Source organism: Salipiger pallidus, assembly GCF_014643635.1.
GTDB classification, from domain to species: Bacteria; Pseudomonadota; Alphaproteobacteria; order Rhodobacterales; family Rhodobacteraceae; genus Salipiger; species Salipiger pallidus.
Window position 1 is genome coordinate 56,523 of sequence record NZ_BMJV01000003.1, and the last position, 26,909, is coordinate 83,431.

Below are 26,909 nucleotides of genomic sequence, written 5' to 3' on the forward strand. Positions count from 1 at the left end.
TTCATGTCCCTGTCGCGGCGCACGGGATCAAGGTTTCAGGCCAACATCTGGCCCGGATTCGTGGATGCGATGACCGGGCTGCTGCTTGTGCTGATGTTCGTGCTGACCATCTTCATGGTCATCCAGTCGGTGCTGCGCGACACCATCACCGGGCAGGAAAGCCAGCTTGACCGGCTTGCCGGGCAGGTGGCCGAACTGGCCACGGCGCTTGGGGTTCAGGAACGGCAGAACGCCGCGCTCACCGGGCGTCTGGGTGAGCTCGAGGGCACACTGAACGACACCCGCGATCAGCTGGAACAATCGCGTGCGCTCGTGTCTTCGCTGACCGCAGAGCGGGACGAACAGGCTGGCCGCATCGCCAGCTTCGAAGATCAGGTCGCCAGCCTGCTGGCCGACCGAGACGAAGCCGAAGGCCGCATCGCCGAGCTTACCGCCAGCGAAGAGGCCCTGCAGGACGCCCGCGATCAGGCCCTTTCGGAACGCGATGCGCTCGATCTGGCACTGGCTCAGGCGCGCGCCGAGGTGGACGCCGAAGCCGAGACCGCTCGCCTTGCCGCCGCCCGCCGCGAGGCGCTGCAGGCGCTGGTCGAGGATCTGCGCGCCGAGGCCGCCAGCCGCGATGACACTGTCGGCAGGCTCTCGCAGCAGGTCTCCGAGCTGGAAAGCCAACTGACCGATGAAGAAGCGCAGCGCCTCGCGGAGGCCGAAGCGGCCCGCGCCCTGCGTGAACGCCTTGAGAACGCCGATGCCGAGCTCACCGCCATGTCCATGGCGCTTGAGGATCAGCGACAGCGGGCCGAGGACACGCTTACGCTGCTCGCCGCCGCCCGCGACCGCGCGGAGGAGGCCGAAGCCCTGCGGGACCAGCTGTCGGATGCAGAACGCGAGGCCGCGCTGCTTCAGGTCGCCCGGGACGAGCTGTCGGACACCCGTGAACGGGCCGAGGATGCGGAACGCGAAACAGAACTGCTCAATCAGCAAATGGCCGCCCTACGGGGGCAACTGGGTGACCTGCAATCGCTGCTCGACGACGCCCGCGAACGGGATGCCGCCTCGCAGGTCCAGCTGCAGAGCCTCGGACAGGATCTCAACCAAGCGCTGGCACAGGTCGCCGCCGAGGAACGCCGCCGCCGCCAGCTCGAAGAGGCCGAACGGAAAAGGCTCGAGGAGCAGAACCGCGATCTCGAACTCTATCGCTCGGAGTTCTTCGGCCGCCTGCGCGATCTAATCGGCAACCAGGACGGTGTTCGGATCGAAGGCGACCGCTTCGTCTTCTCCTCCGAGGTGCTGTTCCCGCCCGGCGGGGCCGAGCTGTCGCAGGACGGTGAACGAGAAATCGCCAATATCGCTGGCATCCTGCGCGGCGTGATGGACGACATCCCCGACGGCATCGACTGGATCCTGAGGGTTGACGGACACACCGACGACACTCCGATCCGCTTCGGCGGTGACTTCGCCGACAACTGGGAACTCAGCCAGGCGCGCGCCCTGTCGGTGGTGCGCTACCTGTCGCAGGGCCTTGGCTTCCCGCCCTCGCGCCTTGCTGCCAACGGCTTCGGGGAATTCCAGCCCATCGACTCCTCGGGCACCGCGGCCGCCCGCGCCGCCAACCGCCGCATCGAGCTGAAACTCACCGAACGCTGAGGCGCCCGCCGCTTCCTCTCTTTGCAGATACGCCGGAAAAAGCGAGGGGCAGTGCCCCTCGTTCAGGTGCTGCAAGCCGGCGTGAGGGCTGGAAAATCCGGGCCCCTCATGCCACAAGCGCCCCGCACCCCGACAAGATAGGCCGCACTCCCATGTACATCGTCTCGCTCATCGCCAAGCCCGGCAGCCTTGATGCCGCGCTCGTAAGCTCGTTGCACGGCGCCATGGGAGGCGGCGAGACCCGCCTTCTTGCCAGCGGCGAAGCCGCCGAATTCCCGGTTGCCGAGATTCCCTCGAACTTCGACGAGATCCGCGCGTCGGTTGCAGACATGGTTGATCTCAATATCCTGCCCGCCGAGGGTCGTCGCAAGAAGATGCTGCTGGCGGACATGGACAGCACGATGATCCAGCAGGAATGCATCGACGAGCTGGCGGACGAGGCCGGCGTCGGCGCGCGGGTCAAGGACATCACCGCCCGCGCCATGAACGGCGAGCTCGACTTCGACGGCGCACTGACAGAGCGCGTGGCCCTGCTCAAGGGCCTGCCCGAAGGCATCATCGACAAGGTGCTCGCCGAGCGCATTACCCTCATGCCCGGCGGCAAGACCCTTCTGGCGACCATGAAGGCGCAAGGCGCCTACGCGGCGCTGGTATCGGGCGGCTTCACTGCCTTCACCGAAAAGGTCGCGGCACTCGTGGGCTTTGACGAGAACCGCGCCAACATCCTGCACATCGAGGACGGCAAGCTGACCGGCGAGGTCGCCCGCCCGATCCTCGGGCGCGAGGCCAAGGTCGAGGCGCTCGAGCTCATCACCACGCGCCTCGGGCTGGGAGAGGACGAGGTCATTGCCGTGGGCGATGGTGCCAATGATCTGGGTATGCTCGGCCGAGCCGGATACGGCGTGGCGCTGCATGCGAAGCCATCGGTGCAGGCGCAATGTGATCTGCGGGTGAACCATGGCGATCTCACGGCGCTTTTGTTCCTGCAGGGCTACGCCTCGGACGACTTCGTCGCGTGATCCGTGCCGGGGCGAGGGGCGCTGCCCCTCGCCCCGGCGTATTTTTCAAGAGAAGAAGGTCAGGGGAAGCTCGGGGCCGGACGGATGTCGCCGGTGAGCAGCCCGCGCCAGTTGCGGATCTCCGGGTTCAGGAAGCTCTTCACGTCCGGGTGGCCGGCGTCAAGCACGCCAAGCCTGACCAGCAGCGCGGCGATGGCGCAGTTCGAGGCGCGGGTGGTGCCGTCGGTGATCTTGAGCGCTAGGCCCTGGCCGCGGTTCGGCAGGATGGCGATGAAATACCCCTCGGCCCCGGTCTTGATCGCCACCGGCTCTTTCGCGGCGCGCATCAGCAGGGTGCAGGCGCGACCCTGACCGGCCACGTGTTCGGGATTGGCGATCATCGCCTCGGTGAGGCGGGCCGCGGCCTTCGAGAGGCCATCACCACGCCCGCCGGCACTGGCAAAGAACGCCATTGCGCGGGCCATCCCGTGCATCGTCGTGGCGAAGTTCGGGGCCGAGCAGCCGTCGATCCCGTAGCCGGGCGAGGTTGCGTCGGTCACCGTCTCGAACGCATCGCGCACCGCCAGCTGCACCGCGTGTTCCGGCTCCACGTATTCGCTACCGGCGCCGAGGTGCTGGTTCAGGGTCAGGAAGCCCGCATGCTTGCCCGAGCAGTTGTTGTGCACCTGGCAGGGTTTGCGGCCCTCGCGAATCATCTCGAAGCGCAGGTCCTTGTCGCGGCTGGGTTCCGCCCCGCAGCGCAGGTCGTCATCGGTGAGGCCAAGGTCCGCAAGCCACGCGGTCACCGCGTCTGCATGCAGAGGCGCGCCTTCATGCGAGGCGCAGGCCAGCGCGAGCTGCGCCGAGGTCAGGCTGCGCGCATCGGCGGCGCCCGAGGCGACCAGTGGCAGGGCCTGGATCATCTTGGCAGAGCTGCGTGGCAGGATGATCTGGTCGGGGTTGCCCCAGGCCTGGATCACGTCGCCGGAAGCATCGCAAAGTACGGCGTGGCCGCTGTGCAGGCTTTCGGCAAGGGGGCCGCGGTGGACTTCGACCATGGGGATGGGATGGGTGTTCATGATGGACTTTCACAACTAGGCGATATCATGCCGACAGGGGCTTTATGACATGAGCTTTTTCAGTCTATCCTCGCCGCGTCGAGTAAAAATTGGTAGCGCCCGGTGGGCCGCCGGACCGTCCGGGTCCCGCCACAGGGTGATGATCGGGGCGCCTTTCGCGGGCGTTGAGGCAAAAAGACAGCTGGAGGCTGCAACCTATGAAGGCATTTCTCGGAGGGGTTATTGGCGGCGTGATGCTGGCCGCGACCGCGACGGCCGCACTGGCACAGGAAGAAAGCCAGAATCGCGTGAACGCGATCACTGACTGGTCCGTGTTCGAGGGGAGCGACCCGCGCGAATGCTGGGCCGTGACCACCTACAAGGAAAGCGTGAACACCGTTGACGGCCGCGTCGTTTCGGTGCGTCGCGGGGATATCCTGCTGATGGTATTCTACCGTCCGGGCGCCAACGTGACCGGGCAGGTCGCGTTCACCGGCGGCTATCCCTTTGCGCCGGGATCGACGGTCAACGTGAACATCGGCGGCAACGAGTTCGATCTTTACGTCGATGGCGAATGGGCTTGGCCGGCGACACCGCAGGACGATGCTCAGATCATCGCCGCCATGAAACGCGGCGCCGACGCGGTCCTGACCGCGCGGTCGGCGCGGGGCACGCAGACGCAGGACACGTTCTCGCTTCTGGGCTTTACCGCGGCAGTGGATGATGCGCAGTCGCGCTGCTCGTCCTGATCCTTCTGCAGTGACCCGAAATTTGCGCCCTCGCTGTTCTGGCGTGGGCGTTTTCGTTTCTTGAGCCAGCGGCCAGAAGCACCTTGCCTAAACGGCGCCTGGTGTTGTCTGGCAGTGCAGCCCCCGAGGCCAGAGGGCCCGAGGCTGCTGGCGTGGCGGGGCGCTGAAAATCAGCGCCTGGGTCTTGCGCGGCGCATTGGCGTCCCCTTTTTCGAGGTCGCGGGCCTGCCGTGTCCCGAGTCGCCCGGGCGGGACGTCAGATCGCGACCCTGTCCGCCAGCCGTTCCTGCACCAGCCTGCTGAGCCGCGCGACATCGCCGGGGAGCGAGCGACCTTCGACACGGGCGCGGGATACATCTTCGGCGGCGGCCTGCAGCACGTGATCTCCGGCGCTGAAGGCGACTCCGCGCAGGAACTGTGCCACGTAGTCGACCATCCGCCCATCCCGGTTGACGTTCAGCACGTCCGCCGCGTGGGCCATGTCGTCGCGGTAGGCCAGGGGGTCCGGGCGCACCGGATCGTCGGCCACCATGCGCAGCCCGCGCGGCTGGCGTTCGGGGGGCAGGTTACCGATGATCTCGTTCTGGAAGGCGACGACGCTGTCCACCGGTTTCGGGAGGAACCCGTCCGCGCCGGCGGCGAAGGCCACATGCTCGGCAAAGCTGTCGCCGCTGGTACCAAGAATGACCGAAACACGAGGCGTCGTCTTTGCCATCTCGGCGATCAGGTCGGCGCCGGAGCCGTCGGGCAGGCCGAGGTCCACGATCACCACGGTGGGCCGGTAGACCATCAGGTGACGCCGCGCCGACAGCAGGCAATCGGCCCGCCGGATGCGCGCCCCGCTGCGCAGGCACAAAAGGCGCATGGCATCACACGCATAGCGGCTGTCCTCGACCACCAGCACGGTCAGGCCCAGCAGAGGGCGTGTGGCGGTGGGGCGTGGGAGATGGGTGTGGCGGTCCGGGTCTGTCATCGTGTCCTCCATAGGGATCTGCCCTCAGCATTCCCCGGTTGTCCCTAATGCCCAGTTAACGCTCGCAGCATCTTGCGGCATTTCCTGCCCTCCGGTCTTATGCGCGAGATTTTCGCGAAACGGAGGAAAACGCCATGATCGGACGCCTGAACCACGTAGCCATCGCGGTGCCGGATCTTGATGCGGCGGCCGCAAGCTACCGTGACACGCTGGGGGCAAAGGTGGGTGCGCCGCAGGACGAACCCGATCACGGCGTCACCGTCATCTTCATCGAGTTGCCGAACACCAAGATCGAACTGCTCTATCCCTTGGGCGACGACTCCCCGATCCGCGGCTTTCTGGACAAGAACCCGGCGGGTGGCATCCACCACATCTGTTACGAGGTGGACGACATCCTTGCCGCGCGCGACAAGTTGCTGGACACCGGCGCACGCGTTCTGGGCAGCGGCGAGCCGAAGATCGGCGCCCATGGCAAGCCGGTGCTGTTCCTGCACCCGAAGGACTTCCAGGGCACGCTGGTGGAACTGGAACAGGTCTGACAGACGCGGTAGGGTCCCCGCACCCAGCCGACAGAGGAGGCCGAGATGGGCATCGTTTCAGGAATCGTACTCTTTGCAGTGATCTGGTTCATGACCTTCCTGTGCGTGATCCCCGTGCGTCTGGTGACGCAGGGCGATCGAGGAGAGGTGGTCGAAGGCACCCATGCCAGCAGCCCCGAGGTGCACAATCTTCGCAAGAAAGCGCTGATCACCACGGCCATCAGCCTCGTGATCTGGGGCATTGCCGCAGCGGTCATTTTGTCGGGCTGGATCACTGTACGGGACATCGATGCGATGATGTTCAACCGCATGGGCTCGCCTTCGGGCAACTGAAGACGTCAGCGCGCGAACCACGCCAAGCCGCGTGCGAAACAGACGGGGCGGCGCACCTGCGCCGCCCCGCTGCATCGTTGCTTCAGCGTTTGCGGGCCTGAAGCCGGTGGAAGAGGTGGGTGAAGGTTGCCGCGCCAATGATCGGCACCAGCAGGTTTACCAGCGGAATGGTCAGCGGCACCACCATCAGGATGCCCGCCAGCCAGATCGTCACGAAATGGCGCTTGCGGATCTGCCGCGCGCCCTCGCGCCCAACCCGGCGCACCGCGGCAAGGGTGATGTATTCCCGGCCCAGCAGGAAGCCGTTGAGCCCCCAGAAGATGAACGGCGCCAGCGGTGCGAACATCAGATACAGCACCAGTGCCACGATGTTGGCCAGCACCAGCACCCCGAGGAAGGCCAGCGAATCGCGGATGTTCTCGGCCAGCGACAGCTCGTCCGCGGGGCCGAGGCTCGGGTAATGCCGGTCCTCTACCGCCTGCGCCACGTCGTCGAGGAACAGCCCGGTGATGGCCGAGGCCACCGGTACCATGAGAAAGACCGACAGCAGCATCATGAGGGGGATCGCCCCCCAGCTGATCGCGTCGTCCACCCATGTCACGGTACCGACCCATGGCAACGTCAGGCTGTCCCCGATGACCCAGCCCACGCCGGTCACGAAGACGAAGTAGACCGCAACGAAGATCGCGATGGTGATCGCAAGCCCCTTCAGGAGCACCCACTGGAAGCGCCGGTCGCCCAGCTGGCCGATGGCGGCAAGGAAGGACGCAGGGATCATTCGCTCACCCAGGTGGTGATCGCGGAGAGGTCCGGGCGCGGGCGATCTGGTGGGGCGGAGGTTTCGGTGCCGATGTGGATGAAGCCAGCGATGCGTTCATGTGGGGCAAGGCCCAGCGTGTCCTCGACGAAGGGCCGGTCCTCGGCAATCCAGCCGGTCAGCCAGTTGGCGCCCCAGCCGCTGGCCAGCGCGGCGTTGAGCAGCGCCAGACATACGGCACCGGCAGAGTAGGTCTGTTCGATGGCTGGGATCTTGGCGCTGTCCTTTGGCGACTCGACCACCGCCACGCAAAGATGGCTGTCGGAAAATTGTTTGCGCCCCTTGCCGGCGTTGCCCTCATCGAGCTCCAGCGCCTCGCCGCGCGCGCCCGCCGCTTCCGAGAGGCGGGCCAATCCCGCGCCTTCGATGACGATGAAGCGCCATGGCTCGAGCTTGCCGTGGTCCGGCGTGCGGGCCGCCGCGGTCAGGATCGGCTCGAGCGCGGCGCGGTCCGGCGCGGGGCCGGTCAGCGTCTTGGCAGGGCGCGACCGGCGGCCAAGCAGGAACTCCATCGCGGCGGTGTTGGGGGTGGGCATCGGCGTCTCCTTCGCTGGTCCGCCTCTATGTCAGCCTTTCTGCCCCGTCTTTCAACCATCGGCGTTGCGGCGATGGGGCAGTGTTTGCCGCCTGTTCTTGACGGCACTGCGACGGGCGCGCGCCCACTCCAAGCGGGAGGCGGGAGGCGGGAGGCGGGAGGCGGGAGGCGGGAGGCGGGAGGCGGGAGGCGGGAGGCGGGAAGCGGGAAGCGGGAAGAAGTCTGGCGCGCAGCCCGGAGAGGTTGCCGCAGGATCACGCCAACGCTATCGAGTGGCGCAGCAGCGAAAAGGACAAACGCCATGGCTAAGGCGGCCCTCGCCCATCTCGCGCAGCCCGGCGCCCGGTTTGAGCTGCGGGTGACCCCCAAGTCCCGCCGCAACGAGATTCGCGAAGACGGCAGCCTTCTGCGCGTCGCCGTCACTGCCGCGCCCGAGGACGGCAAGGCCAATGCCGCCGTCCAGAAGCTTCTGGCAAAGGCGCTCGGCGTGCCGAAATCCCGGCTGGAACTGGTGCGGGGCGCGACCTCGCGGGACAAACTTTTCCGGCTCGAGGAGTGAGCGGCTTTTCGTCTTGGGTATTGCCGTCCGAGACGGATCGGAACGATGGTTCGGCCCCGGGGGTCAGTCCTTGTCGCGCACGTAGACCCCTTCGGGCAGCGACAGTGCCGCGGCGAGGTCGCGCATCTGGGTCATAGACAGGGTGATGCGATACACCTGATCGGTGCGTGGATCGTATTGCTCGACCGTGACGCATTCCTCGAACCCGGAAACGATGACGTCTTCCTGGAGGTGTGTGGAGCCCTCGTCCACAAGGGTGACGACCGTGGCGTCAAATTCGTGCTCTATGCTGAACATGAAACCAGCCTATCCCGGCCACCGCCCGGCGCAAGACCTGAAAAGCACGCCCCGCCGCGAACATCGCCTTCTGCGTGGCAATGCTGGTACAGCAGCGCCATGGCTTCTATGCTGGAGTGACGATCTGCCCGAACCCCGGAGCCTTCATGCGCCGTCTTCTTCCCCTCCTCCTCGTCTTCCTCGCCGCTTGTGAGGTCATGCCCACGGTCGATACCCCGCCGGGCACCGGCAGCGCGCGCCCGGTCGAGACGCAGGCTGAAATGGCGACCCGGCGCTTCGTCGAGGTGGCAAGCCGGATCGAGCCCATTGCCGAATCGCAGTGTGATCGACTGACCCGCGGGCAGAACTGTGATTATCTCATCGTGGTCGATGACCGGCCGGGGCAGGAAGCCAACGCCTTCCAGACGCTGGATGCACAGGGCCGTCCCATCATTGCCTTCAACCTCGCACTCATCGCGTCCGTGCAGAATGCCGACGAGCTGGCCTTTGTCATGGCGCATGAATCGGCGCACCACATCCTCGGACACCTTGCCAAGGTCGAAGAGGATGCCGCCATCGCCGCGGTGATCTTCTCGGGTGTCGCCGAGATGTCGGGGGCAAGCGCCGCCGATGTTCGCTCGGCGCAGGAGCTGGGGGCAAGCGTGGGCGCGCGGACCTTTTCCAAGGAATACGAGCTGGAGGCCGACCAGATGGGCACGGTCCTGACCATCATGGCCGGCTATGATCCGGTGCGGGGCGCGGATTTCTTCCTGCGTCTGCCCGATCCGGGTGACCGTTTCATGGGTTCGCACCCGTCGAACGCCGCGCGCCGGACCATCGTTCAGCGCACTGCGGCCGCCTACCGCGCCACCAACTGACCCGCCAAGGCCCCTCTTGACCTGAATCAAGGGGGGATTGCCGACGGTTTGCTAGCCTCTCTCCTGTCCCCAACCCCGACAGGAGAGACTGCCATGCCGACCAATACCAACTACGCCCGACACGCGCGACTGGTGGATCACATGGCCTCGGCCGTGGGTGTCGACATTGCCGAGGAAATGATCCGCGGGAGACTGACCTTCGATGGTTTCGATCACGCAGTGCTGTCGTGCACCGGCTGCACCCAGCCCTGCGCCTGCGCCGGCTGGCTGGAGCAGCGCGAGCAGCAGCAAGCCGGCCCTGCCGACACCACTCCCGATTTCTGTCGCAACACGGCGCTGTTCCAGCAGCTTCGCGACGCCTGAGCGGCATGAGGCAAGAAGCAGACGAGGAAGCGATGCTTGACGCCACCCCGTTCCGACCGCTCGGCGATGAGACCGAGCATTACTGGCTTGTTCAGCGCATGGCCCGTGCCAGCGGCACCGACCTTGTGGAAGCCTCTGACACCGGGGCGCTCACTCAGGCGGAATGGGCCGGCATGGTTCACCGCTGCCGTACCTGCGCCTGGGCCGACGGCTGCCAGCGCTGGCTGTCGCAGCCGGTGGATGCGCTGCGCGAGGCTCCGGCGGATTGCCTCAACCGTGACTGGTTCGCGGCGTTGCAGGCAGGGCCGGGCATGGCCTCGGGCACAGAGAAGAACCGGCGGTGATTCCATGGCACACCTGCTCGGGGATCCCGCGCTCCATTTCTGGTTGACGCGCAGCGTGGCCCGGGTGATGGGCCTCAGCCTTTATGACGAAATGCAGGAGGGCTCGCTGTCTTCCGCCGACTATGCGCAGATGGTGACGCGGTGCCGTGGCTGCGCTCTGGTCGAGGCTTGCGAGCGCTGGCTGGCGTCCTCAGCCCCCGGTGCGGGGCAGCCGCCTCCGGGGTGCCCTAATGCCGAGCGGTTGCATGCGCTGAAGCGGAGGCACTGACGTCCGGTTGGGAATACCGTTGGCCTGCCATAAAGGCGTCAAGGGTACCGGGAACGGCAAATCGCAGCAGAAGAGAAAAGGCGGCCACCCCGGCGAAGGGGTGACCGCCTTTTTCGAGACCTGGTTCAGGCCACGCAGAGGGCGCTGAACAGGGCTTCGGGCGGTTACTCGGGCCGCAGGCCGCGCGCCGATTCCTTGATGGCGTCGTATTGGCCCGAGGGGCGGAAGCGCCAAAGGTAGTCAGGCAACACCGCCTCGGCGACCGTGGGGGAAATTCCCAGATCAGCCAGGCCTTTGGCCCCGTCGCTGACGATGTTGTCGCTGCCCAGCTGCTTGACCTGGTCACGGGTGATCTGCGCCTTGAAGAGACCACCGGTCAGCTTCTGCACCGTCTCGAAGCCCGATCCCATCACCGAGGCCATTCCGAAGGGGATGTTGGCGGTAAAGCGGCGGCGGCGGATGATGGCCAGCATCTCCTCGATCCATTCGCGGAAGGTCTTCACCTCGGGGCCGCCCAGCTCGTAGATGCCGGTGGCTTGGCCAGTGATCCCAAGGACGGCGGCCTGTGCCACGTCATCCACGTAGACCGGCTGGAACTTCGTTTCGGCGCCGACCAGCGGCAGAACCGGGCCCATGCGGGACATGCCGGCGAAGCGGTTGAAGAACGCATCCCCCGGGCCGAAGATCACCGATGGCCGCAGGATCAGCGCGCCGGGCATGTGCTTCAGAACGGCCTCTTCGCCCAGTCCCTTGGTGCGGGCATAGTCGCTGGCGCTGCTGCTGTCGGCGCCAATGGCGGACAGCTGCACCATGTGCGCGACGCCCAGTTCAGCGGCGATGCGGGCAACGCGTTCCGCGCCGTCCGACTGGATGGCGTCGAAGTTGTTCTTGCCCTTGGCGTCGAAGGTGCCGACGCAGTTCACGACCGCATCCGCGCCCTTCATCACATCGCGCACGGAGGCATCGTCGCGGATGTTGCAGAACACCGGTTCGACTTGGCCGACGACGCCGTAAGCGCGCACGAAGATCGCTTCGTTGGGGCGCCGCACGGCCACACGCACCCGCCAGCCAAGCTTGGCCATACGGCGTGCTATGTAACGGCCAACAAAGCCGGATCCCCCGTAGATGGTGACGAGTTTGCTCATTGGGCCTGCTCCTGATGCCAGGTTTCGATCACTGGATACCCATTGCAGGTGCGTCCAGCAAGGTGCGCAGAGAGGAGATGGAAAACAAATCGAAAAAAGGTCGTTGACACTCCTGCGCACTCCCCGTAAACGCTCGCCACACACCACCTAGTGCCCAGGTGGCGGAATGGTAGACGCGCTGGCTTCAGGTGCCAGTGGCCGCAAGGCCGTGGAGGTTCGAGTCCTCTCCTGGGCACCATTGGTGTACTGCACCAAAGACCCTGGAAACCGCTGGTTTCCGGGGTCTTTTGCATTTCAGGCGGGCTCCTTGTCTTGATGACCCTGGCCTGACGATCAGGGCGGTGTCTGGGGCCGGATGTCAGAGCCGCAAGTTCAGGGCGATCCTCAAAGCGGTATGTCGAGACCAGCCGATCCGCAGCCGGTCGAGTTGATGCCAGTCTGGTCGATGCCTGTCGAAAAGGCCCGGTCATACAGGCCCAAGGGAGCCCGGATGATCTTTCAGCCTTGCGTTGACGCCCCTCACCAGCACCCGGAGACGGCATTAGTTGTTCGGGCCCTGTCTCAGACGTTCTGGTCGGGCATCTGCCGTTCAGGGTGGAAGGCCGTGCCGGAGGTCAAAGCCGATGGCCCCGGAAGGCCAGCCCCGACCCTCTCAGGCCTTCAGCATCCACAGGGCCAGAAGCGGTTCTTCCCCACTGCGCATGGCGTGCTCGTATCCCGGCGGGACGTAGAAGCTGCCTCCGGGGCCGGGGGTGAACCAGTCCGGAGTGCCGACTCGGAATTCGCCACCCGACAGCACGAGGTAGGTTTCCTCGGGCGCATGGTCATGGTCGGGATAGCGCAGGTCCGGGGCCAGAAGGCTCAGGCCGATCCACACGTCGGGGCGGTTCTCCCAGCCGCCGGGGCCGACGAGCATGGCGTTGGCATGCCGCTCGCGCACCTCTTCGCTGGCCGAAGGTTTCGGAGACCAGCGCAATTCCGGCGCGATATGGCGAATCGCCTGCAGCAGCGGCGCAAGCCGGGGCGCCTGCGGCGCGTTCCGCAGCGCCGGGCCAAGCCATTGCGACACCACGGGGGGCATCTCGGCATCGGCGGCATGTTCGCCGGGAGGAATGTCCGACAGCCGCTCGCGGATCATTGCAAGGGACGCGCGCGAGCGGTCGTCGGTGGCGTGATGCTCCGCCGCGTCCAGCGCGACGGAGAGGAAGGTTTCGAGCGTGTCCGCTCTCATAGGCTCTCCTTGGGTCAGAGCGACCGGGTCAGCCGCAGTCCGTCGTAGATTGCCGCGTGGGTGTTGCGCGATGCAACCGCGTCGCCGATGCGGAACAGCCGGAAAGCGCCATCGGGGTTCGCATTGACTGTTTGCGCGCCACCCGTGGCCAGCGCGTCGTAATCCACCTCGCCCAGGTTGCGCGACAGCGGCTTCAGCTCGAAGTAGAGATCATCGAGCGGGCGGGTGCCGTGGTTGACCACCACCTGGTCCACCTCGCGCGTCCGGCTGAAGGCGCCGTAATCCGAGCCAAGCACCGCTTTCAGCATGTTGCCACTGCGTTCGACCGAGGCGAGCCGCCATGTCACCGTGAAGGTGGTGTCACGCTGCTGCAGATTGCGCATGTATGGCACGAGGTTCATCGCCATGACCTCGGGGGCGAAGCTGCGGTCAGGGGTGACGATCTCGACCGACGCGCCGGTCTCCGAGATCATGTCCGCCGCCTGAAGCCCCGCGTGATCGCCCGCGTCGTCATAGACCAGTACGTTGCGCCCCGGCTTCACGTCACCTGACAGGATGTCCCATGCGGAGACGACCAGATCGTTGCCGTCGGGCAGTACCTCGGTGTGGGGCATGCCGCCGGTGGCGATGATGACCTCGTCGGGGGTGGTGGCAATGATGTCGGCGGCTTCGGCGAAGGTGTTGAAGTTGAAGGTCACGCCCAGCTTCTCGCACTGATCAAATCGCCATGCGATGATCGAGGACATTTCGCGCCGCCGTTCCTGCAGGGCGGTCAGGCGGATCTGCCCGCCGGGCTGGTCGGCGGCCTCGAAGACGGTCACCGCGTGGCCGCGTTCGGCCGCGGCGCGCGCCGCTTCCATGCCGGCGGGGCCAGCGCCCACGATGGTCACGCGCTTGGGGGTTTCCGCCTTGGCGATGGTGTGGGGCTGCTCGATTTCACGCCCCGTGGAGGGATTGTGCAGGCAAAGCGCCATCCCGCCCTGATAAATGCGGTCGAGGCAATAGTTGGCTCCGACGCAGGGGCGGATGTCATCCTCTCGTCCTTGGGTGATCTTGCGCACAAGGTGCGGGTCGGCGATGTGCGCGCGGGTCATGCCGACCATGTCCACCTTGCCGCTGGCGATGGCATGGCGGGCGGTGGCCACGTCGGGAATCTTGGCGGCGTGGAAGGTGGGGAAATCGGTGGCCTTGCGGATCTCGCCCGCGAAATCGAGATGCGGCGCGTTCTTCATCCCCTGCACCGGGATCACGTCTGTCAGGCCTGCATCGGTGTCGATATGGCCCTTCACCACGTTGAGGAAGTCGACCAGCCCGCTGTCCTTTAGCTTGCGCGAAATTTCAAGGCCGTCCTGGGCGTCGAAACCGCCGGGCAGATCCTCGTCCCCTGTGTAGCGTACCCCCAGCAGGAAATTTTCGCCGCAGCGCTCGCGGATGCCTCGCAGCACGTCGAAAGTAAACCGCAGGCGGTTGTCGAGGCTGCCGCCGTATGGACCATCAAGGTCGTTGGTCAGTGGCGACCAGAACTGGTCTGCCAAATGGCCGTAGGCTTGAATCTCAAGCCCATCGAGCCCCGCCGCCTTCATACGCTCTGCGGCGCCGATGTAATCCTCGATGATGCGGGCGATGTCCCAGTCTTCCATTTTTTTCGGAAAGGCGCGGTGCGATGCCTCGCGTTCATGGCCGGGCGAGACGACGGGCAGCCAGTCGGCCTTGTCCCAGCGGGTGCGGCGGCCCAGGTGGGTGAGCTGTATCATCACCGCACAGCCCTCGTCGTGGCATTCCTGCGCCAGCTTGGCCATGTGGCCGACCACCTCGTCCTTCCAAGCAAGGATGTTGTTGAACACCGGCGGGCTGTCCCGCGACACGCTGGCCGATCCTGCGGTCATGGTCATCGCCACACCGGCCTTGGCGCGCTCCACGTGGTAGGCGCGGTAGCGGTCCTTGGGCATGCCGTCCTCGGGGTAGGCTGGTTCATGGCTGGTGATCATGATGCGGTTCTTCAGCGTCAGATGCTTGAGCTGGTACGGCTGGAGAAGCGGGTCGTTCGACATGGGGGCCTCTTCGTCTTGCTGAGGGAACTGCGACGACGATTTTCCAAAATGTACATATGTGTCAATAAATTTCGCAATCGTGCGAGGTGGTGGCTGGCCCTGATATTAGGGGTGCACGATATGTGGTGACTGTTTGGTCTCTGATATCAACATACACGCCAACGCCGCTGCTGAAAACTGGACATAACCGTACATTCAGGCGACACTGACTCCATGACCGACACCCCTCAGACCGACCTTGACCTTCCCGAACGTGGCTGGCGCGGCTCGCCCGAGCTGTGGCTTGATGCCGCCTACGAGGCGCTGGTGACCGGGGGCGTGGACGCGGTGAAGATCATGCCGCTCGCCACCTCGCTGAAGCTGTCGCGCACCAGTTTCTACTGGTTCTTCAAGGATCGCCGCCAGCTTCTGGCCGCGCTTCTGAACCGCTGGGAAGACACGACCACCGAGGCGCTCATCGCTGCCACCGTCGCCTATGCCGCGACTGAGACCGAGGCGATGCTCAACGTCGTCTCAGTGTTCCTGTCGGACGCGCGATTCGACACGCGGCTGGAATTGGCGGTCCGGTCCTGGGCGCAGCAGGACGAAGAGGTGCTTTCCCGTCTGAGGCAGGCGGACACGCGCCGGCTTGCCGCTCTGCGTGAGATGCTGGAAGGCTGGGGCCATGATGTGGCGGATGCGGATGTGCGGGCACGGACGATCTACCTCGTGCAGATCGGCTACATCTCCATGCGGGTGGTCGAGGGGCTCGAAGAGCGGCTTCAGCGCTTCCCCAACTACGTGGAGATCTACACCGGCAAGCGCCCCACCGAGGCCGAGATGGCGCGCTTTACCGCTGGGCTCGGGCTGGGCTAAACCTCGACGTTTCGCGCGCCCATTTTTCCACGTCCCAGTGCAGGAAGTTACCGCATGAGCACCGAGATCCCCCCGAGTGGAGAGCTGATCCTTGTCCGTCATGCCCCGGTGGTCGAACCGGGCTGCCTGTTCGGACGCACCGACGTGGCCGCGCGGGTAGATCCTGTGGCGGCCCAAGCGCTGCGTGAGGCGCTGCCCCGGCCCGCGCGACTGGTAAGCAGCCCGGCCCGCCGCTGCCGCGAGACGGCTGCCGCGGTCTGGCCGGACCTTTCACCCGAAACCGATGCCCGCCTGTGGGAGCAGGATTTCGGCGACCACGACGGGCTGCCCTTTGCCGAGATACCCGACATCGGCCCGCTGTCCGGCCCGGATCTTGCACGCTGGGCGCCGCCCGGAGGCGAAAGCTTTGCCGATGTCTGCGCGCGCACCACGCCCGCGCTGGCCGAACATGGCGCAGCGGCCTGTGAGGCCGGGCCGGTGGTGCTGGTGGTCCATGCGGGAGTTATCCGGTCGGCTCTGTCACAGGTGACGGGGGTGATACATGCGGGGCTGGCCTTTGAAGTTGCCAATCTTTCGATCACCCGCCTGCGGTGCGGCGCGAAGGGACCGCTTTCGGTGATGGCGGTGAACCATGCCTGACAGGTGGATTGAGTTCCGCTAAACCGGAAACCAGTGGACTCATCTGTTCAGCCACGGGGGCCGCACCGCATACTGCCCCAAACGCGCAACAGGGATTTTTGACATGGCACGCGACGACAAGCTCAAGCTGGGTACCTTCGTCTACACCTTCGGCTTCCACCCGGCGGCCTGGCTGCATCCGGAGTCGGACGTGAACGGCGCCAACGACATCGCGCATCTGGCGAACGTGGCGAAGATCTCGGAGGCGGCGAAGCTGGACTTCATGTTCTTCGCCGACAGTCCGGCCGCCGCCATCGGCCATCCCGACGCGCTGGCCCGCCAGCCCACGAAGATGAACCGCTTCGAGCCGATCACCGCGATCACCGCGCTGTCCATGGTAACCGAGAAGCTGGGCTTTGTCGCCACCGCCTCGACCTCGTATTACGAGCCTTACAACATCGCGCGACTCTACGCCTCGGCGGACCATATCTCGGGCGGGCGGATGTGCTGGAACGTGGTCACCTCGGACCATGACGAGACCGGGTACAACTACAACCGCGAGGGGCTGGATCCGCACGCAGACCGCTATGCGCGCGGCGAGGAGTTCCTCGACGTGGTGTTCGGGCTGTGGGACTCCTTCGAGGACGATGCGCTGCTGCTGGATCGTGAGAACGGCGTCTACCACGACAAGGACAAGCTGCATCAGCTGGACCACAAGGGCGAACACTTCCAGGTGCGCGGGCCGCTGAACATCGCCCGCACGCCGCAGGGGCGCCCGGTGATCGCGCAGGCCGGAGGGTCCGAGCGGGGCCGCGAACTGGCGGCACGGACCGCCGAGATCGCGTTTTCGCTGGCGTCGAACATCGACAAGAACGCCGCCTTCTACGCGGATGTGAAGGGGCGCATGGCCAAGTACGGGCGCAATCCCGACGACCTGAAGATCATGCCCGGCATCGTGGTCAACGTGGGCCGCACCCGCGAAGAGGCAGAGGCCCGCGCGCAGGAGATGGTCGATCACATGCACCCCGAGGTGGGGCTTCTGATGCTTCAGGAATTCCTCGAGACCGACCTGCATGGTGCCGACCTCGACGCGCCGTTCCCGATGGACCGCATGCCGGCCAAGGCCAAGGGGTCCGAGGCGATGTTCGCCGAGGTGAAGGAGTTCGTGGAACAGGGCCACACCCTGCGCGACCTCATCACGCATTACGCCCGCAAGCACACCGGCAACGGGCTGACGGGGTCGTACATGGAGGTGGCCGACTACATGCAGGAGTGGTTCGAGGCACGGGCCGCCGACGGGTTCATCCTGATGTTCCCCACCCTGCCTGCCTCGCTGCGCGATTTCGCCGAGCTGGTGGTGCCGGAACTGCAGCGCCGTGGGATCTTCCGCGAGGAGTACGAGGGCAGCACCCTGCGCGAGAACCTTGGGTTGAGCTGGCCTGAGAACCGCTACACGTTGGCGCGCAGCGCGGCGGAGTAGGCGCCGGTTCTAGGCTGCAAGAACGGCGGGCGTTGCATCTGGCGGCGCCCGTCCGCATTTTGCGTATTTGGAAAGAGAAGAAGGGTCTGTCGATGAATGGGGCGATGAGCGAAGCGGCACTCGAGGCGCTGGTGGCGCGGTTCGGAACACGGATCGAGACGGGTGAGGCGGTGCGCGCCCAGCATGGTGCCGGGGACAGCTGGCACGCGGCGGCGGCGCCGGATGCGGTGCTGTTCGTGGACAGCACGGCGGAGGTGTCGCAGGCGCTGGCGATCTGCCACGAGCATGGCGTGCCGGTGGTGGCCTTTGGGCACGGATCGTCGCTCGAGGGGCAGGTGCAGGCGGTGCGCGGTGGGCTTTGCCTAGACCTCTCGCGCATGGACAAGGTGCTTCGGGTGTCGCAGGGCGATATGGACTGCAGCGTTGAGTGCGGCGTCACCCGGCAGGCGCTGAACGAGGATCTCCGGGCCACGGGGCTGTTCCTGCCCATCGACCTTGGCGCACATGCGACTGTGGGGGGCATGGCCTCGACCCGCGCCTCGGGGACGATGACCGTGCGCCACGGCACCATGCGTGATCTGGTCATGGGCCTGACCGTGGTGCTCCCCGATGGCGAGGTCGTGCAAACTGGGGGGCGGGCGCGCAAATCCTCGGCCGGGTATGACCTGACTGGGCTGTTCATCGGTGCCGAGGGCACGCTTGGCATCATCACTGAACTGACGCTGAAGCTGGCTGGCATCCCCGAGACGGCGAAGGCGGGGATGTACGCCTTTGCGAGCGTGGATGAGGCCACCGCCTGCGTGGTGGAAGCATTGCAGTGTGGGCTCTGCCTGAACCGGATCGAGCTTCTGGACGGCTTGCAGATGGCGGCGATCAACGCCTGGAATGGCACCGCCCATGCTGAAACCGCGACGCTGATGGTGGATCTTGCGGGCGGCGAGGTGCAGGTGGAGACCGACCTTGAGATGTTCGGGGCGCTGGCCGAGGGTCATGGTGCCACCGCCCATCCCTGCGAGACGCCCGAGGCGTATAGCGCCATGTGGGCGCTGCGGCATTCAGCGCTTTATGCGGCGCGGGGGCTGCGGCCCGGCTGCAAGAGCCTGTCCACGGACGTTTGCGTGCCGGTGACCGAGCTGCCCACGATCATCGCCGCGATCGGGGCCGAGATCGAGGCGGCGGGCATCGTCGCCCCCATGCATGGTCACGTGGGCGACGGTAACTTCCACCTTGTCATGCTGTTTGACCCCGAGGAGCCTGAAGAGCAGGAAACCGTGCGCGCCCTCAATCACCGTCTTGTCTCCATGGCGCTGGAACATGGCGGCACCGCTACGGGCGAGCATGGCGTGGGGCTGGGCAAGAAGGTGTTCATGGAGGCGCAGCACGGGCCGGCGCTGGGCCTCATGAAGCGCATCAAGCAGGCGGTGGACCCGAAGGGCATCCTTAACCCCGGCAAGATCTTCGACCTCTGAGCTCCCCCTGCTTTCATGAACACCCATGGCGGTGGCGGAAAACAGCGCCTGTTTTTTAGGCGTTGCCTTGCGTGTGGCGTGGGGGCATGAAAAGGAAATCCGGCGCTGGCGACTTTTCCCCTGTCCATGCGGCTCCTTTTTATTTTGTATATGCAAATGGGCTGCCGGGTGCTGGAGATCAGAATCGTGGGCCAGCCCGAGAGATATGCAACGACAAGGCCCGGAACGGGCCGCACAGGGAGAACTTCTATGCGCAAGCATTTCCTTGCCGCCCTCGCAGGGGCGGCCGTGACCCTCGGCTCCACCGTGGTCGCCCAGGCCGATGCCCTTGACGACGTGATGGAGGCAGGTGTCCTCCGCGTCGGCACCGAGACCGCCTTCGCGCCCTTCGATTTCATCGACGCAGGCACCCACACCGGCCTCAACACCGATGTCTTCGCCGCCATTGGTGAGGAAATGGGCGTCGAAATCGAGTGGATCACTCTTGACTGGACCGGCGTTCTGCCCGGCCTCGAGGCGGGGCGCTTCGACGTGGTCGCCGGCCCTGCGACCATCACCAAGGAACGTGCCGAGCGCTACCGCTTCTCGTCGCCTATCGCCGAGGCGACCGTGGCGATCCTTGCCTGCGCTGATTGCGACATCGAGGCCCCCGAGGACATCGCCGGCAAGCCCATCGGGTCTGCCACGGGCACCGCGCAGCTCAAGCAGCTGCAGGAGTTCGCCAGCACTCTCGACACCCCGCCGACCGAGATCAACGAGTACGTGTCGTTCAACGAAAGCTACGCGGACATCGCTGCGGGCCGGATCGAGGCAGTTGCCAACTCGCTGCCCAACATCGCCTTCGTGGCGCAGCAGCGTCCCGAGGTCTTCAAGGTCGTGACCCCCGCCTTCGGCACCCCGACCTACTTCGGCTACCCGGGCCGCATCGAGCCCGAGTTCGCGACCCTCATGGACAAGATCGACGAGATCCTGCTCGCCATGAAGGAAGACGGTCGCATGGCCGAGCTTCAGGAAAAGTGGTTTGGCACCACCTTCGACATGCCCGACTACGTCACTGAACCCAACATCTGATGACCATCGGCGGTGCGGGGGCGAACCCCGCGCCGCCAAGCAGAACGGGCCCTCATGACCTGGAAACTCTTCTCCCTGCTGCTCGAAGCGTCGCTGATGACGCTTCTTGTAAGCTCGATTTCCATCCTTGTGGGGCTTGGTATCGCCATCGTGCTGTCGGGCATGCGCATGTCGGGAAACCGCGCGCTGTTCGCCATCACCGGCGTCTTCATCTCGTTCTTCCGCGGTGTGCCGCTGCTTGTGCAGCTTCTGCTGATCTACAACCTGTTGCCCGTGCTTGGCCTCACCCTGCCCAGCCTTGCCACTGCGATCATCGGCCTGTCGCTGTGTACCGCCGCCTACCAGGCCGAGAACCTGCGCGGCGGCTTCGAAGGGGTGCCCAAGGGGCTGGTCGAATCCGCCGAGATGGCCGGGTTCTCGCCTGTGCAGACGTTCATCCACATCCGCACGCCCATCGCCCTGCGCATGACCTTCCCGGCGCTGGTGAACGAGGCGATCCTGATCCTGAAATCGTCCTCGCTGGTGTCGGCCATCGGCCTGATCGAGCTCACCAAGATGGCGCAGAACCTTGCCGCCTCGACGTACATGCCGCTGCCGATCTTCGCTTCCGCTGGCGTGATCTACCTTGCCATCAACCTTGTCGTGGCCTGGCTTGGCCGCCGCGCCGAGAACGCGCTGCCCGGACTGCCGACCAAATGAGCTTTGATTTCGCCGTCATCCTTGCCCAGGGGCCAAAGATCCTTTCGGGGATTGTCGTCACCATCCTGATCTGGGTGGGCGGCAATGTCGCCGCCGCCGTGCTGGGATTCCTCATCGCCACGCTGCGCCGCTTTGGCGGGCGGGGCGTGGATGTCCTGCTGCAGGTGCCGATCGAGGTGATCCGGGGCACGCCCTTCCTCGTGCAGATCTTCTTGCTGTATTTCGGCGGTCCCTACATCGGGCTGCGGCTGGATCCGATCACCGCGGGCTTCATCGGCATATCGGTCTACGGTGCCGCGTACTACGCCGAGATTTTCCGTGCCGGGTATCGGTCGGTGCCCGTGGGCCACGTCGAGGCCGCCGAATGCGTCGGCTTCAGCCGCAACCAGATCATCCGCTTTGTCCTTCTGCCCGAGATGGCGCTGCTCGTGCTGCCGCCGTCGATCAACATGGCGATCATCCTGCTCAAGGAAACCGCGCTGCTCTCGCTCATAACCGTGCCCGAAATGACCATGACCGTGAGCGCCATCGGCTCGCAGCAATATGCCTTCGTAGAGGCGCTGGTGGTGCTGGCGCTGGTCTACTGGGCGCTGGTCGAGGTCGCCAACTGGCTGGGCCGCATCGCCGAACGCAAACTCTCGAAACTGAGTGCCTGACATGACCGACCACGCAATCGTCGCCACCCACGTGTCGAAGCAGTTCGGCGACACCGTCGTCCTGCGCGACATCAACATGGAGGTCGAGCGGGGCAAGGTGTCCTGCCTCATCGGCCCCTCCGGCTCGGGCAAGTCGACGCTGCTGCGCTGCATTGCCTTCCTCGAGCAGGCCACCAGCGGCACGATCCTTGTCGAAGGTCAGCCGCTGGGCTTCGTGGGGGACGGCAAGGACCGCCGCCGCCAATCCCCGGCTGAACTACGCAAGGTGCGCTCCAAGATCGGGATGGTGTTCCAGCAGTTCAACCTTTGGCCCCACATGACCGCGCTTGGCAACGTGTCGGCTGCACTGCGCCGGGTGCGCGGCATGTCCCGCTCCGAGGCCGAGGACCGCGCCATGCGCCAGCTAGACCACGTGGGCCTCAAGGAGCGGGCGGGGCACTACCCCAGCCAGCTGTCCGGCGGCCAGCAGCAGCGCGTCGCCATCGCCCGTGCGCTGGCGCTGGATCCGACGATCATGCTCTTTGACGAGCCGACGTCGGCGCTTGATCCCGAGCTGACCGGCGAGGTGCTGAGCGTGATGCGCGAGCTTGCCGCCGAGGGCATGACCATGGTCGTCGTGACTCACGAGATCGGCTTTGCCGCGTCGGTCGGGCACAAGGTGGCCTTCCTCGACGGGGGCAAGCTGCTGTTCCACGACACCCCCGAGGCGGTGTTCCAGAAACCTCGCGAGCCCCGGCTCGAGCAGTTCCTCGACACCTATCTCGATCGCGGCGCGGCGATGCTCAAATGACGCCCCTCTTGGGGGATGTGGAAATGGCGCCCCTCCGGGGCGAGTCCCAAATCGCAGCATGGGCCTGACATGGCCCGTCTGCCCCAGCTTCGCGCAATGGAGAGCTTTGAGGCGGTGGGGCGGCTTGGGTCCGTCGCCGCGGCGGCGGCCGAGCTGGGCGTGACCGCCGGTGCCGTGAGCCAGCAGGTCCGTCGGCTCGAGGCGCATCTCGGGGTCACTCTTCTGGAACGGCAGGGGCGTGGGCTGGAGCTGACCCGTTGGGGCAGGCTCTACCATGCGGGCCTCGCGGACGGGTTCGCCCGGCTGGCTGAGGCTGAACGCCCTCTGCGCGCCGCCATGGAGGGCGCACCGCTGGTGGTCAGCGGGTTGCCCACAGTGGCGGCGAAGTGGCTGGGGCGTGTCCTTTACGACTGGGCGCGGGCTCATCCCGAATGGCCGGTGCGCTTGATCTCTGAAGACGATCCCCGTGCCGGAGCGGGCGTGGACTTCGCCATGTGCTTCGGCGCGCCCGAGGGGCAGGGGGCCACGCTTTTCACCGACGAGGCGGTGCCGGCCTGCGCTCCCGCGCTGCTGGCTGCTCATGCGCCCGTTGGCCCGGAGGAGCTGCTGGACATGCCACTTCTGCGCATCGACTGGAGCGCGCAGTACGATCGCTTCACACCGCCGGGGTGGGAGCCATGGGCCGCGCTCAACGGATTGCCCCCACCGCAGGCCACGCCGGTGATGAGCTTTGCGCAGACTGCGGCTGCCATCGACGCGGCGGTGGCGGGGCAGGGGGTGGTGCTGGGCCAGCGGGCGATGATGCACGAAGCGCTGGTGACCGGGCAGCTGGTGGTGCCCTTTGACCTCGGGTTGCCGTTGTCGCAGCCCTATTCGCTGGGCTGGTCTCGCGAGGCACTGGAAAAGCCCGGCGGCACCGCGCTGCGCGACTGGCTGGTGGCGCGGGGGCGCGAGGAGCGCAAGGCTTAGGCCGGGCAGGGGCGTTGCGTGACCGGATGGCGGACTCTGAGGGGCGAGCGAGCCGCATGCTGCCTGTATGTGGGCCTGAACGCGAAGCAGCGCAGCGTCGGGCCGCGGACTGGCGATCCGCCTGCGGAATCCCTCGGTTTACCGTCGCCAGATCCGAAGGCCCTCGCAGCTTAGCGCTTGTGTCGACAAATCGCCGGGCCGGGGGGCGGCCCGACGATGCGCGGCGGCCTACAGCCTTGTTTCCGCGCGAGGGCAGACGGCAAACGGAAAAAGGGCGCCCCGAGGGACGCCCTTCCTTGATCTCGAACGCTGAGCGATCTCACTCCTGCGGAATGACACGCAGGGACAGTTCCATGAGCTGGTCCGAGGTCGCATCGGACGGCGCGGCCATCATCAGATCCTCGGCGCGTTGGTTCATCGGGAACATGATGACCTCGCGGATGTTCGAGGTGCCGGCCAGCAGCATCACGATGCGGTCGATCCCGGCGGCGCAGCCACCGTGCGGCGGGGCACCGTACTGGAACGCGTTGTAGAGGCCCTGGAAGCGCTTCTTCACCTCGTCCTCGCCGTAGCCCGCGATCTCAAAGGCCTTGAGCATCAGCTCGGGCTTGTGGTTCCGGATTGCGCCCGACACCAGCTCGTAGCCGTTGCACGCCAGATCGTACTGGAAGCCTTTCACCGCCAGCGGATCGCCTTCCAGCGCCGCCATGCCGCCCTGCGGCATCGAGAACGGGTTATGCTCGAAGTCGATCTTGCCGGTTTCCTCGTCCTTCTCGTAGATCGGGAAATCCACGATCCACGCAAAGGCAAAGCGGTTCTTGTCGGTCAGGCCAAGTTCTTCGCCGATGACGTCACGCGCCTTGCCCGCAACGCGCTGGAAGCTCGCGGGCTTGCCGCCAAGGAAGAACGCCGCGTCGCCGACGCCAAGGCCCAGCTGCTCACGGATCGCCTCGGTGCGCTCGGGGCCGATGTTCTTGGCCAGCGGGCCTGCGGCCTCGAGGCCTTCGCCCTGATCACGCCAGAAGATGTAGCCCATGCCCGGAAGACCTTCCTTCTGGGCAAACGCATTCATCCGGTCGCAGAATTTGCGCGACCCGCCGGTCGGCGCCGGAATCGCGCGGATCTCGGTGCCCTCCTGCTCGAGCAGCTTGGCGAAGATCGCAAAGCCCGAGCCGCGGAAATGCTCGGAGACGTCCTGCATCTCGATCGGGTTGCGCAGGTCCGGCTTGTCGGTGCCGTACTTGAGCGCCGCTTCCTTGTAGGGGATCTGCGGCCAGGAGGCGGGATCGTCGACCTTTGCACCCTCGCCGAATTCCTCGAACACGCCCGCGATCACCGGGGAGATGGTGTCGAACACGTCCTGCTGCTCGACAAAGCTCATCTCGAGGTCGAGCTGGTAGAAATCGGTGGGCGAGCGGTCGGCGCGGGGGTCCTCGTCGCGGAAGCAGGGCGCGATCTGGAAATACTTGTCGTAGCCCGACATCATGATCAGCTGCTTGAACTGCTGCGGCGCCTGCGGCAGGGCGTAGAACTTGCCCGGGTGCAGACGGGACGGCACGAGGAAGTCGCGCGCGCCTTCAGGAGACGACGCGGTGATGATCGGCGTCTGGTATTCGCGGAAGTTCAGATCCCACATGCGCTTGCGCATGGACGACACCACGTCCGAGCGCAGGGTCATGTTCTTCTGCATCGCCTCGCGGCGCAGGTCGAGGTAGCGGTACCGCAGGCGGGTTTCCTCGGGGTATTCCTGATCGCCGAAGACCATCAGCGGCAGCTCGGCGGACTGGCCCAGCACCTCGATCTCGCGCACGAAGACCTCGATCTCGCCGGTGGGCAGCTTGGGGTTCACGAGGCTCTCGTCGCGGGCCTTCACGGTGCCGTCGATGCGGATGCACCATTCGCTGCGCACCTTCTCGACCTCGGCGAAGGCCGGGCTGTCGGGATCGCACAGCACCTGCGTGACACCGTAATGGTCGCGCAGGTCGATGAACAGGATGCCGCCATGGTCACGGATCCGGTGGACCCAGCCGGACAGGCGGACGGTGTCCCCCACGTTCTGCTTGGTAAGCTCGGCACAGGTGTGCGTGCGATAGGCGTGCATGGGTACGGGCCCCTTGAAAGCTGCTGGAAAGTTAGGCGCCGATACAGCCTGCACAGCCCCGGAAGTCAAGGGAACAGGGCGCAAACTTGCCGAAAAGGGCGCCTGTATTAATGTTTATTAATGCCCCCCGCGACCATTGCCGCGCCGGGCGAAGATGAAAAGCTCACAGATTGGAGGTCTTTGCCATGTGGAAGACCGTACTCGACAGGATGTTGAGAAAGCTCGTGGTGACGGGCGAGCTGACCGTTACATGGCCGGATGGAATGAGCGATGCCTATGGCCCCGGAGGTGGCCCGACCGCCGATGTGCGGCTCACCGATGACAGCATCGTCAAGGAACTGGGCCAGCGACCGGTACTTGCCCTTGGCGAGGGGTACATGGACGGTCGCATCGATGTGGCACCGGACCGGGTCTATGACCTGCTCGCCCTGTTGATCCGCTGCCAGCAGCAGGGGGCCATGCCCAAGTGGTTCAACGCGGTGCAGGCGGTGCGCGGCTGGACCCGCGGCATCGAGCAGCGCAACAACCCGCTGCGCAGTGCAAGGAACGTGCAGCATCACTACGACATCTCGGATGATCTCTACCGGCTCTTCCTTGATGACGACATGCAGTATTCCTGCGCCTACTTCGCCCGGCCCGACATGACCCTGGACGAGGCCCAGGCAGCCAAGAAGGCGCATATCGCCCAGAAGCTGCAGCTGAAACCGGGGATGACCGTGCTTGATATCGGCTGCGGTTGGGGCGGCATGGCGCTGACTCTGGCGCGCGATTACGGGGTAAAGGTCACCGGGGTGACCCTGTCGGAAAACCAGCTTGCCACGGCGCAGGCGCGGGCGAAGGAGATGGGGCTCGAGGATCGGGTCGAATTCCTGCTGCGAGACTACCGCAAGGTGGAGCGGCATTTCGACCGGATCGTCAGCGTGGGGATGCTCGAACACGTGGGCTACCCGCATCTCGACAGCTATTTCGCCAAGGTCGATGACCTGCTGGCCCCCGATGGCGTGGCGCTGATCCACTCCATTGGCCACGTGTCGCCGTCGACCGCCACCTCCACCTGGATCGACAAGTATATCTTCCCCGGCGGCTATATCCCGTCGCTGTCCGAAGTGTCCCAGTCCATCGAGAAGACCGGCCTCTGGGCCGCCGACGTTGAGATCCTGCGCGGCCATTACGGCCCAACGCTGAACCACTGGCGGCAGCGCTTCGAGGCGCGGCTGGACGAGGTGCGCGCCATGTACGATGAGACCTTCGTGCGCATGTGGCGCTTCTACCTCGCGGTCTGCGAGGCGGCGTTCGAGGAAACCCGGCAGGGGGTGTTCCACCTGCAGCTGTCGCACGGGCAATACGCGGTGCCGCGCACCCGCGATTACCTTTACGCGGCCAAGCCACAGGACGAGATGAGGCACGCGGCCCAGTAAGGGACGCCCACCGGCACCGGCT

At 65.7% G+C, this 26,909-nt stretch carries 29 protein-coding genes and 1 tRNA gene; 21 read left to right on the top strand and 9 right to left on the bottom strand.

Annotated elements, in window-relative coordinates; translation table 11 throughout:
- Positions 1-3: 3 nt before the first annotated feature.
- Together IEX41_RS08255 and serB are read left to right on the top strand one after the other, a co-directional pair.
- Complete coding sequence (locus IEX41_RS08255) at positions 4-1,644, top strand: peptidoglycan -binding protein (protein WP_188789774.1); 1,641 nt, start codon at positions 4-6, stop codon at positions 1,642-1,644.
- Positions 1,645-1,796: 152 nt separating this feature from the next.
- On the top strand, positions 1,797-2,663 hold the full coding sequence (gene serB, locus IEX41_RS08260; protein WP_188789775.1) for a phosphoserine phosphatase SerB: 867 nt from the start codon (positions 1,797-1,799) through the stop codon (positions 2,661-2,663).
- Positions 2,664-2,722: 59 nt separating this feature from the next.
- On the opposite strand, the gene IEX41_RS08265 is transcribed toward serB, so the two are convergent.
- A complete protein-coding gene (locus IEX41_RS08265; protein ID WP_229673056.1) occupies positions 2,723-3,721 on the bottom strand; it encodes an asparaginase in 999 nt (332 codons plus the stop codon).
- 197 nt (positions 3,722-3,918) lie between these two features.
- On the opposite strand from IEX41_RS08265, the gene IEX41_RS08270 reads away from it, so the two are divergent.
- Positions 3,919-4,449 (top strand): invasion associated locus B family protein, encoded by a 531-nt coding sequence (locus IEX41_RS08270; protein ID WP_188789776.1) that lies wholly within the window; start codon positions 3,919-3,921, stop codon positions 4,447-4,449.
- A gap of 256 nt (positions 4,450-4,705) precedes the next feature.
- Here IEX41_RS08270 and IEX41_RS08275 read toward each other — a convergent pair whose 3' ends face one another.
- Positions 4,706-5,422 carry a response regulator gene (locus tag IEX41_RS08275; protein ID WP_229673064.1) on the bottom strand — a complete coding sequence of 239 codons (717 nt, stop codon included), beginning with the start codon at positions 5,420-5,422 and terminating at the stop codon, positions 4,706-4,708.
- A 134-nt stretch (positions 5,423-5,556) separates the two neighbouring features.
- Between IEX41_RS08275 and mce the strand changes: the two genes are divergently transcribed.
- Entirely contained in the window at positions 5,557-5,961 is a 405-nt protein-coding gene (gene mce / locus IEX41_RS08280) for a methylmalonyl-CoA epimerase (protein WP_188789778.1), read from the top strand.
- Between the two features lie 45 nt (positions 5,962-6,006).
- Complete coding sequence (locus tag IEX41_RS08285; RefSeq protein WP_188789779.1) at positions 6,007-6,294, top strand: DUF1467 family protein; 288 nt, start codon at positions 6,007-6,009, stop codon at positions 6,292-6,294.
- Positions 6,295-6,376: 82 nt separating this feature from the next.
- Here IEX41_RS08285 and IEX41_RS08290 read toward each other — a convergent pair whose 3' ends face one another.
- Both IEX41_RS08290 and IEX41_RS08295 read right to left on the bottom strand, forming a co-directional pair.
- Positions 6,377-7,072 carry an EI24 domain-containing protein gene (locus IEX41_RS08290; protein ID WP_188789780.1) on the bottom strand — a complete coding sequence of 232 codons (696 nt, stop codon included), beginning with the start codon at positions 7,070-7,072 and terminating at the stop codon, positions 6,377-6,379.
- A complete protein-coding gene (locus IEX41_RS08295; RefSeq protein WP_188789781.1) occupies positions 7,069-7,647 on the bottom strand; it encodes a nitroreductase family protein in 579 nt (192 codons plus the stop codon). Before IEX41_RS08295 ends, IEX41_RS08290 begins: the two co-directional genes overlap by 4 nt.
- Positions 7,648-7,947: 300 nt before the next feature.
- Here IEX41_RS08295 and IEX41_RS08300 point away from each other — a divergent pair, with 300 nt between their 5' ends.
- Positions 7,948-8,205, top strand: a complete 258-nt coding sequence (locus IEX41_RS08300; protein ID WP_188789782.1) for a DUF167 domain-containing protein — start codon at positions 7,948-7,950, stop codon at positions 8,203-8,205.
- 63 nt (positions 8,206-8,268) lie between these two features.
- On the opposite strand, the gene IEX41_RS08305 is transcribed toward IEX41_RS08300, so the two are convergent.
- On the bottom strand, positions 8,269-8,502 hold the full coding sequence (locus tag IEX41_RS08305; protein ID WP_188789783.1) for a DUF8831 family protein: 234 nt from the start codon (positions 8,500-8,502) through the stop codon (positions 8,269-8,271).
- 146 nt (positions 8,503-8,648) lie between these two features.
- Here IEX41_RS08305 and IEX41_RS08310 point away from each other — a divergent pair, with 146 nt between their 5' ends.
- The 4 genes from IEX41_RS08310 (at position 8,649) to IEX41_RS08325 (ending at position 10,334) form a co-directional block, all read left to right on the top strand.
- Positions 8,649-9,359: a M48 family metallopeptidase gene (locus tag IEX41_RS08310; protein ID WP_188789784.1), complete on the top strand. Its 711-nt coding sequence runs from the start codon at positions 8,649-8,651 to the stop codon at positions 9,357-9,359.
- A gap of 93 nt (positions 9,360-9,452) precedes the next feature.
- Positions 9,453-9,722: a DUF6455 family protein gene (locus IEX41_RS08315; protein WP_188789785.1), complete on the top strand. Its 270-nt coding sequence runs from the start codon at positions 9,453-9,455 to the stop codon at positions 9,720-9,722.
- Between the two features lie 32 nt (positions 9,723-9,754).
- Positions 9,755-10,066, top strand: coding sequence for a DUF6455 family protein (locus tag IEX41_RS08320; protein ID WP_229673066.1), 312 nt, complete (start codon positions 9,755-9,757; stop codon positions 10,064-10,066).
- 4 nt (positions 10,067-10,070) lie between these two features.
- Positions 10,071-10,334 carry a DUF6455 family protein gene (locus IEX41_RS08325; RefSeq protein WP_188789787.1) on the top strand — a complete coding sequence of 88 codons (264 nt, stop codon included), beginning with the start codon at positions 10,071-10,073 and terminating at the stop codon, positions 10,332-10,334.
- 164 nt (positions 10,335-10,498) lie between these two features.
- Here the strand turns inward: IEX41_RS08325 and IEX41_RS08330 are convergent, their stop codons facing one another.
- Positions 10,499-11,479, bottom strand: coding sequence for a complex I NDUFA9 subunit family protein (locus IEX41_RS08330; protein ID WP_188789788.1), 981 nt, complete (start codon positions 11,477-11,479; stop codon positions 10,499-10,501).
- Between the two features lie 152 nt (positions 11,480-11,631).
- On the opposite strand from IEX41_RS08330, the gene IEX41_RS08335 reads away from it, so the two are divergent.
- Positions 11,632-11,717: transfer RNA gene (locus IEX41_RS08335), tRNA-Leu, on the top strand.
- Positions 11,718-12,131: 414 nt separating this feature from the next.
- On the opposite strand, the gene IEX41_RS08340 is transcribed toward IEX41_RS08335, so the two are convergent.
- Complete coding sequence (locus IEX41_RS08340; RefSeq protein WP_188789789.1) at positions 12,132-12,710, bottom strand: dimethylsulfonioproprionate lyase family protein; 579 nt, start codon at positions 12,708-12,710, stop codon at positions 12,132-12,134.
- Between the two features lie 14 nt (positions 12,711-12,724).
- On the bottom strand, positions 12,725-14,761 hold the full coding sequence (gene hpbA / locus IEX41_RS08345) for an N-methyl-L-proline N-demethylase HpbA (RefSeq protein WP_188789790.1): 2,037 nt from the start codon (positions 14,759-14,761) through the stop codon (positions 12,725-12,727).
- Positions 14,762-14,974: 213 nt separating this feature from the next.
- Between hpbA and IEX41_RS08350 the strand changes: the two genes are divergently transcribed.
- The 9 genes from IEX41_RS08350 (at position 14,975) to IEX41_RS08390 (ending at position 23,368) form a co-directional block, all read left to right on the top strand.
- Positions 14,975-15,616 carry a TetR/AcrR family transcriptional regulator gene (locus tag IEX41_RS08350; RefSeq protein WP_188789791.1) on the top strand — a complete coding sequence of 214 codons (642 nt, stop codon included), beginning with the start codon at positions 14,975-14,977 and terminating at the stop codon, positions 15,614-15,616.
- A 54-nt stretch (positions 15,617-15,670) separates the two neighbouring features.
- Positions 15,671-16,255 (top strand): histidine phosphatase family protein, encoded by a 585-nt coding sequence (locus tag IEX41_RS08355; protein ID WP_188789792.1) that lies wholly within the window; start codon positions 15,671-15,673, stop codon positions 16,253-16,255.
- Positions 16,256-16,358: 103 nt separating this feature from the next.
- Positions 16,359-17,714 (top strand): LLM class flavin-dependent oxidoreductase, encoded by a 1,356-nt coding sequence (locus IEX41_RS08360; RefSeq protein ID WP_188789793.1) that lies wholly within the window; start codon positions 16,359-16,361, stop codon positions 17,712-17,714.
- Positions 17,715-17,818: 104 nt separating this feature from the next.
- The gene (locus IEX41_RS08365; protein ID WP_229673068.1) at positions 17,819-19,183 is read left to right on the top strand and encodes an FAD-binding oxidoreductase; all 1,365 of its coding nucleotides are present in this window, start codon (positions 17,819-17,821) and stop codon (positions 19,181-19,183) included.
- A gap of 249 nt (positions 19,184-19,432) precedes the next feature.
- The gene (locus IEX41_RS08370) at positions 19,433-20,254 is read left to right on the top strand and encodes a transporter substrate-binding domain-containing protein (RefSeq protein WP_188789795.1); all 822 of its coding nucleotides are present in this window, start codon (positions 19,433-19,435) and stop codon (positions 20,252-20,254) included.
- Between the two features lie 54 nt (positions 20,255-20,308).
- Entirely contained in the window at positions 20,309-20,953 is a 645-nt protein-coding gene (locus tag IEX41_RS08375) for an amino acid ABC transporter permease (protein ID WP_188789796.1), read from the top strand.
- Positions 20,950-21,609, top strand: a complete 660-nt coding sequence (locus IEX41_RS08380) for an amino acid ABC transporter permease (protein ID WP_188789797.1) — start codon at positions 20,950-20,952, stop codon at positions 21,607-21,609. The genes IEX41_RS08375 and IEX41_RS08380 overlap by 4 nt, the downstream gene beginning before the upstream one ends.
- A 1-nt stretch (position 21,610) precedes the next feature.
- Positions 21,611-22,399 carry an amino acid ABC transporter ATP-binding protein gene (locus IEX41_RS08385; protein WP_188789798.1) on the top strand — a complete coding sequence of 263 codons (789 nt, stop codon included), beginning with the start codon at positions 21,611-21,613 and terminating at the stop codon, positions 22,397-22,399.
- Positions 22,400-22,468: 69 nt separating this feature from the next.
- Positions 22,469-23,368, top strand: coding sequence for a LysR substrate-binding domain-containing protein (locus tag IEX41_RS08390; protein WP_188789799.1), 900 nt, complete (start codon positions 22,469-22,471; stop codon positions 23,366-23,368).
- 319 nt (positions 23,369-23,687) lie between these two features.
- Here IEX41_RS08390 and aspS read toward each other — a convergent pair whose 3' ends face one another.
- A complete protein-coding gene (aspS, locus tag IEX41_RS08395; protein ID WP_188789800.1) occupies positions 23,688-25,469 on the bottom strand; it encodes an aspartate--tRNA ligase in 1,782 nt (593 codons plus the stop codon).
- A 185-nt stretch (positions 25,470-25,654) separates the two neighbouring features.
- Here aspS and IEX41_RS08400 point away from each other — a divergent pair, with 185 nt between their 5' ends.
- Positions 25,655-26,887 (top strand): SAM-dependent methyltransferase, encoded by a 1,233-nt coding sequence (locus tag IEX41_RS08400; RefSeq protein ID WP_188789801.1) that lies wholly within the window; start codon positions 25,655-25,657, stop codon positions 26,885-26,887.
- The last annotated feature ends 22 nt before the right edge of the window (positions 26,888-26,909 follow it).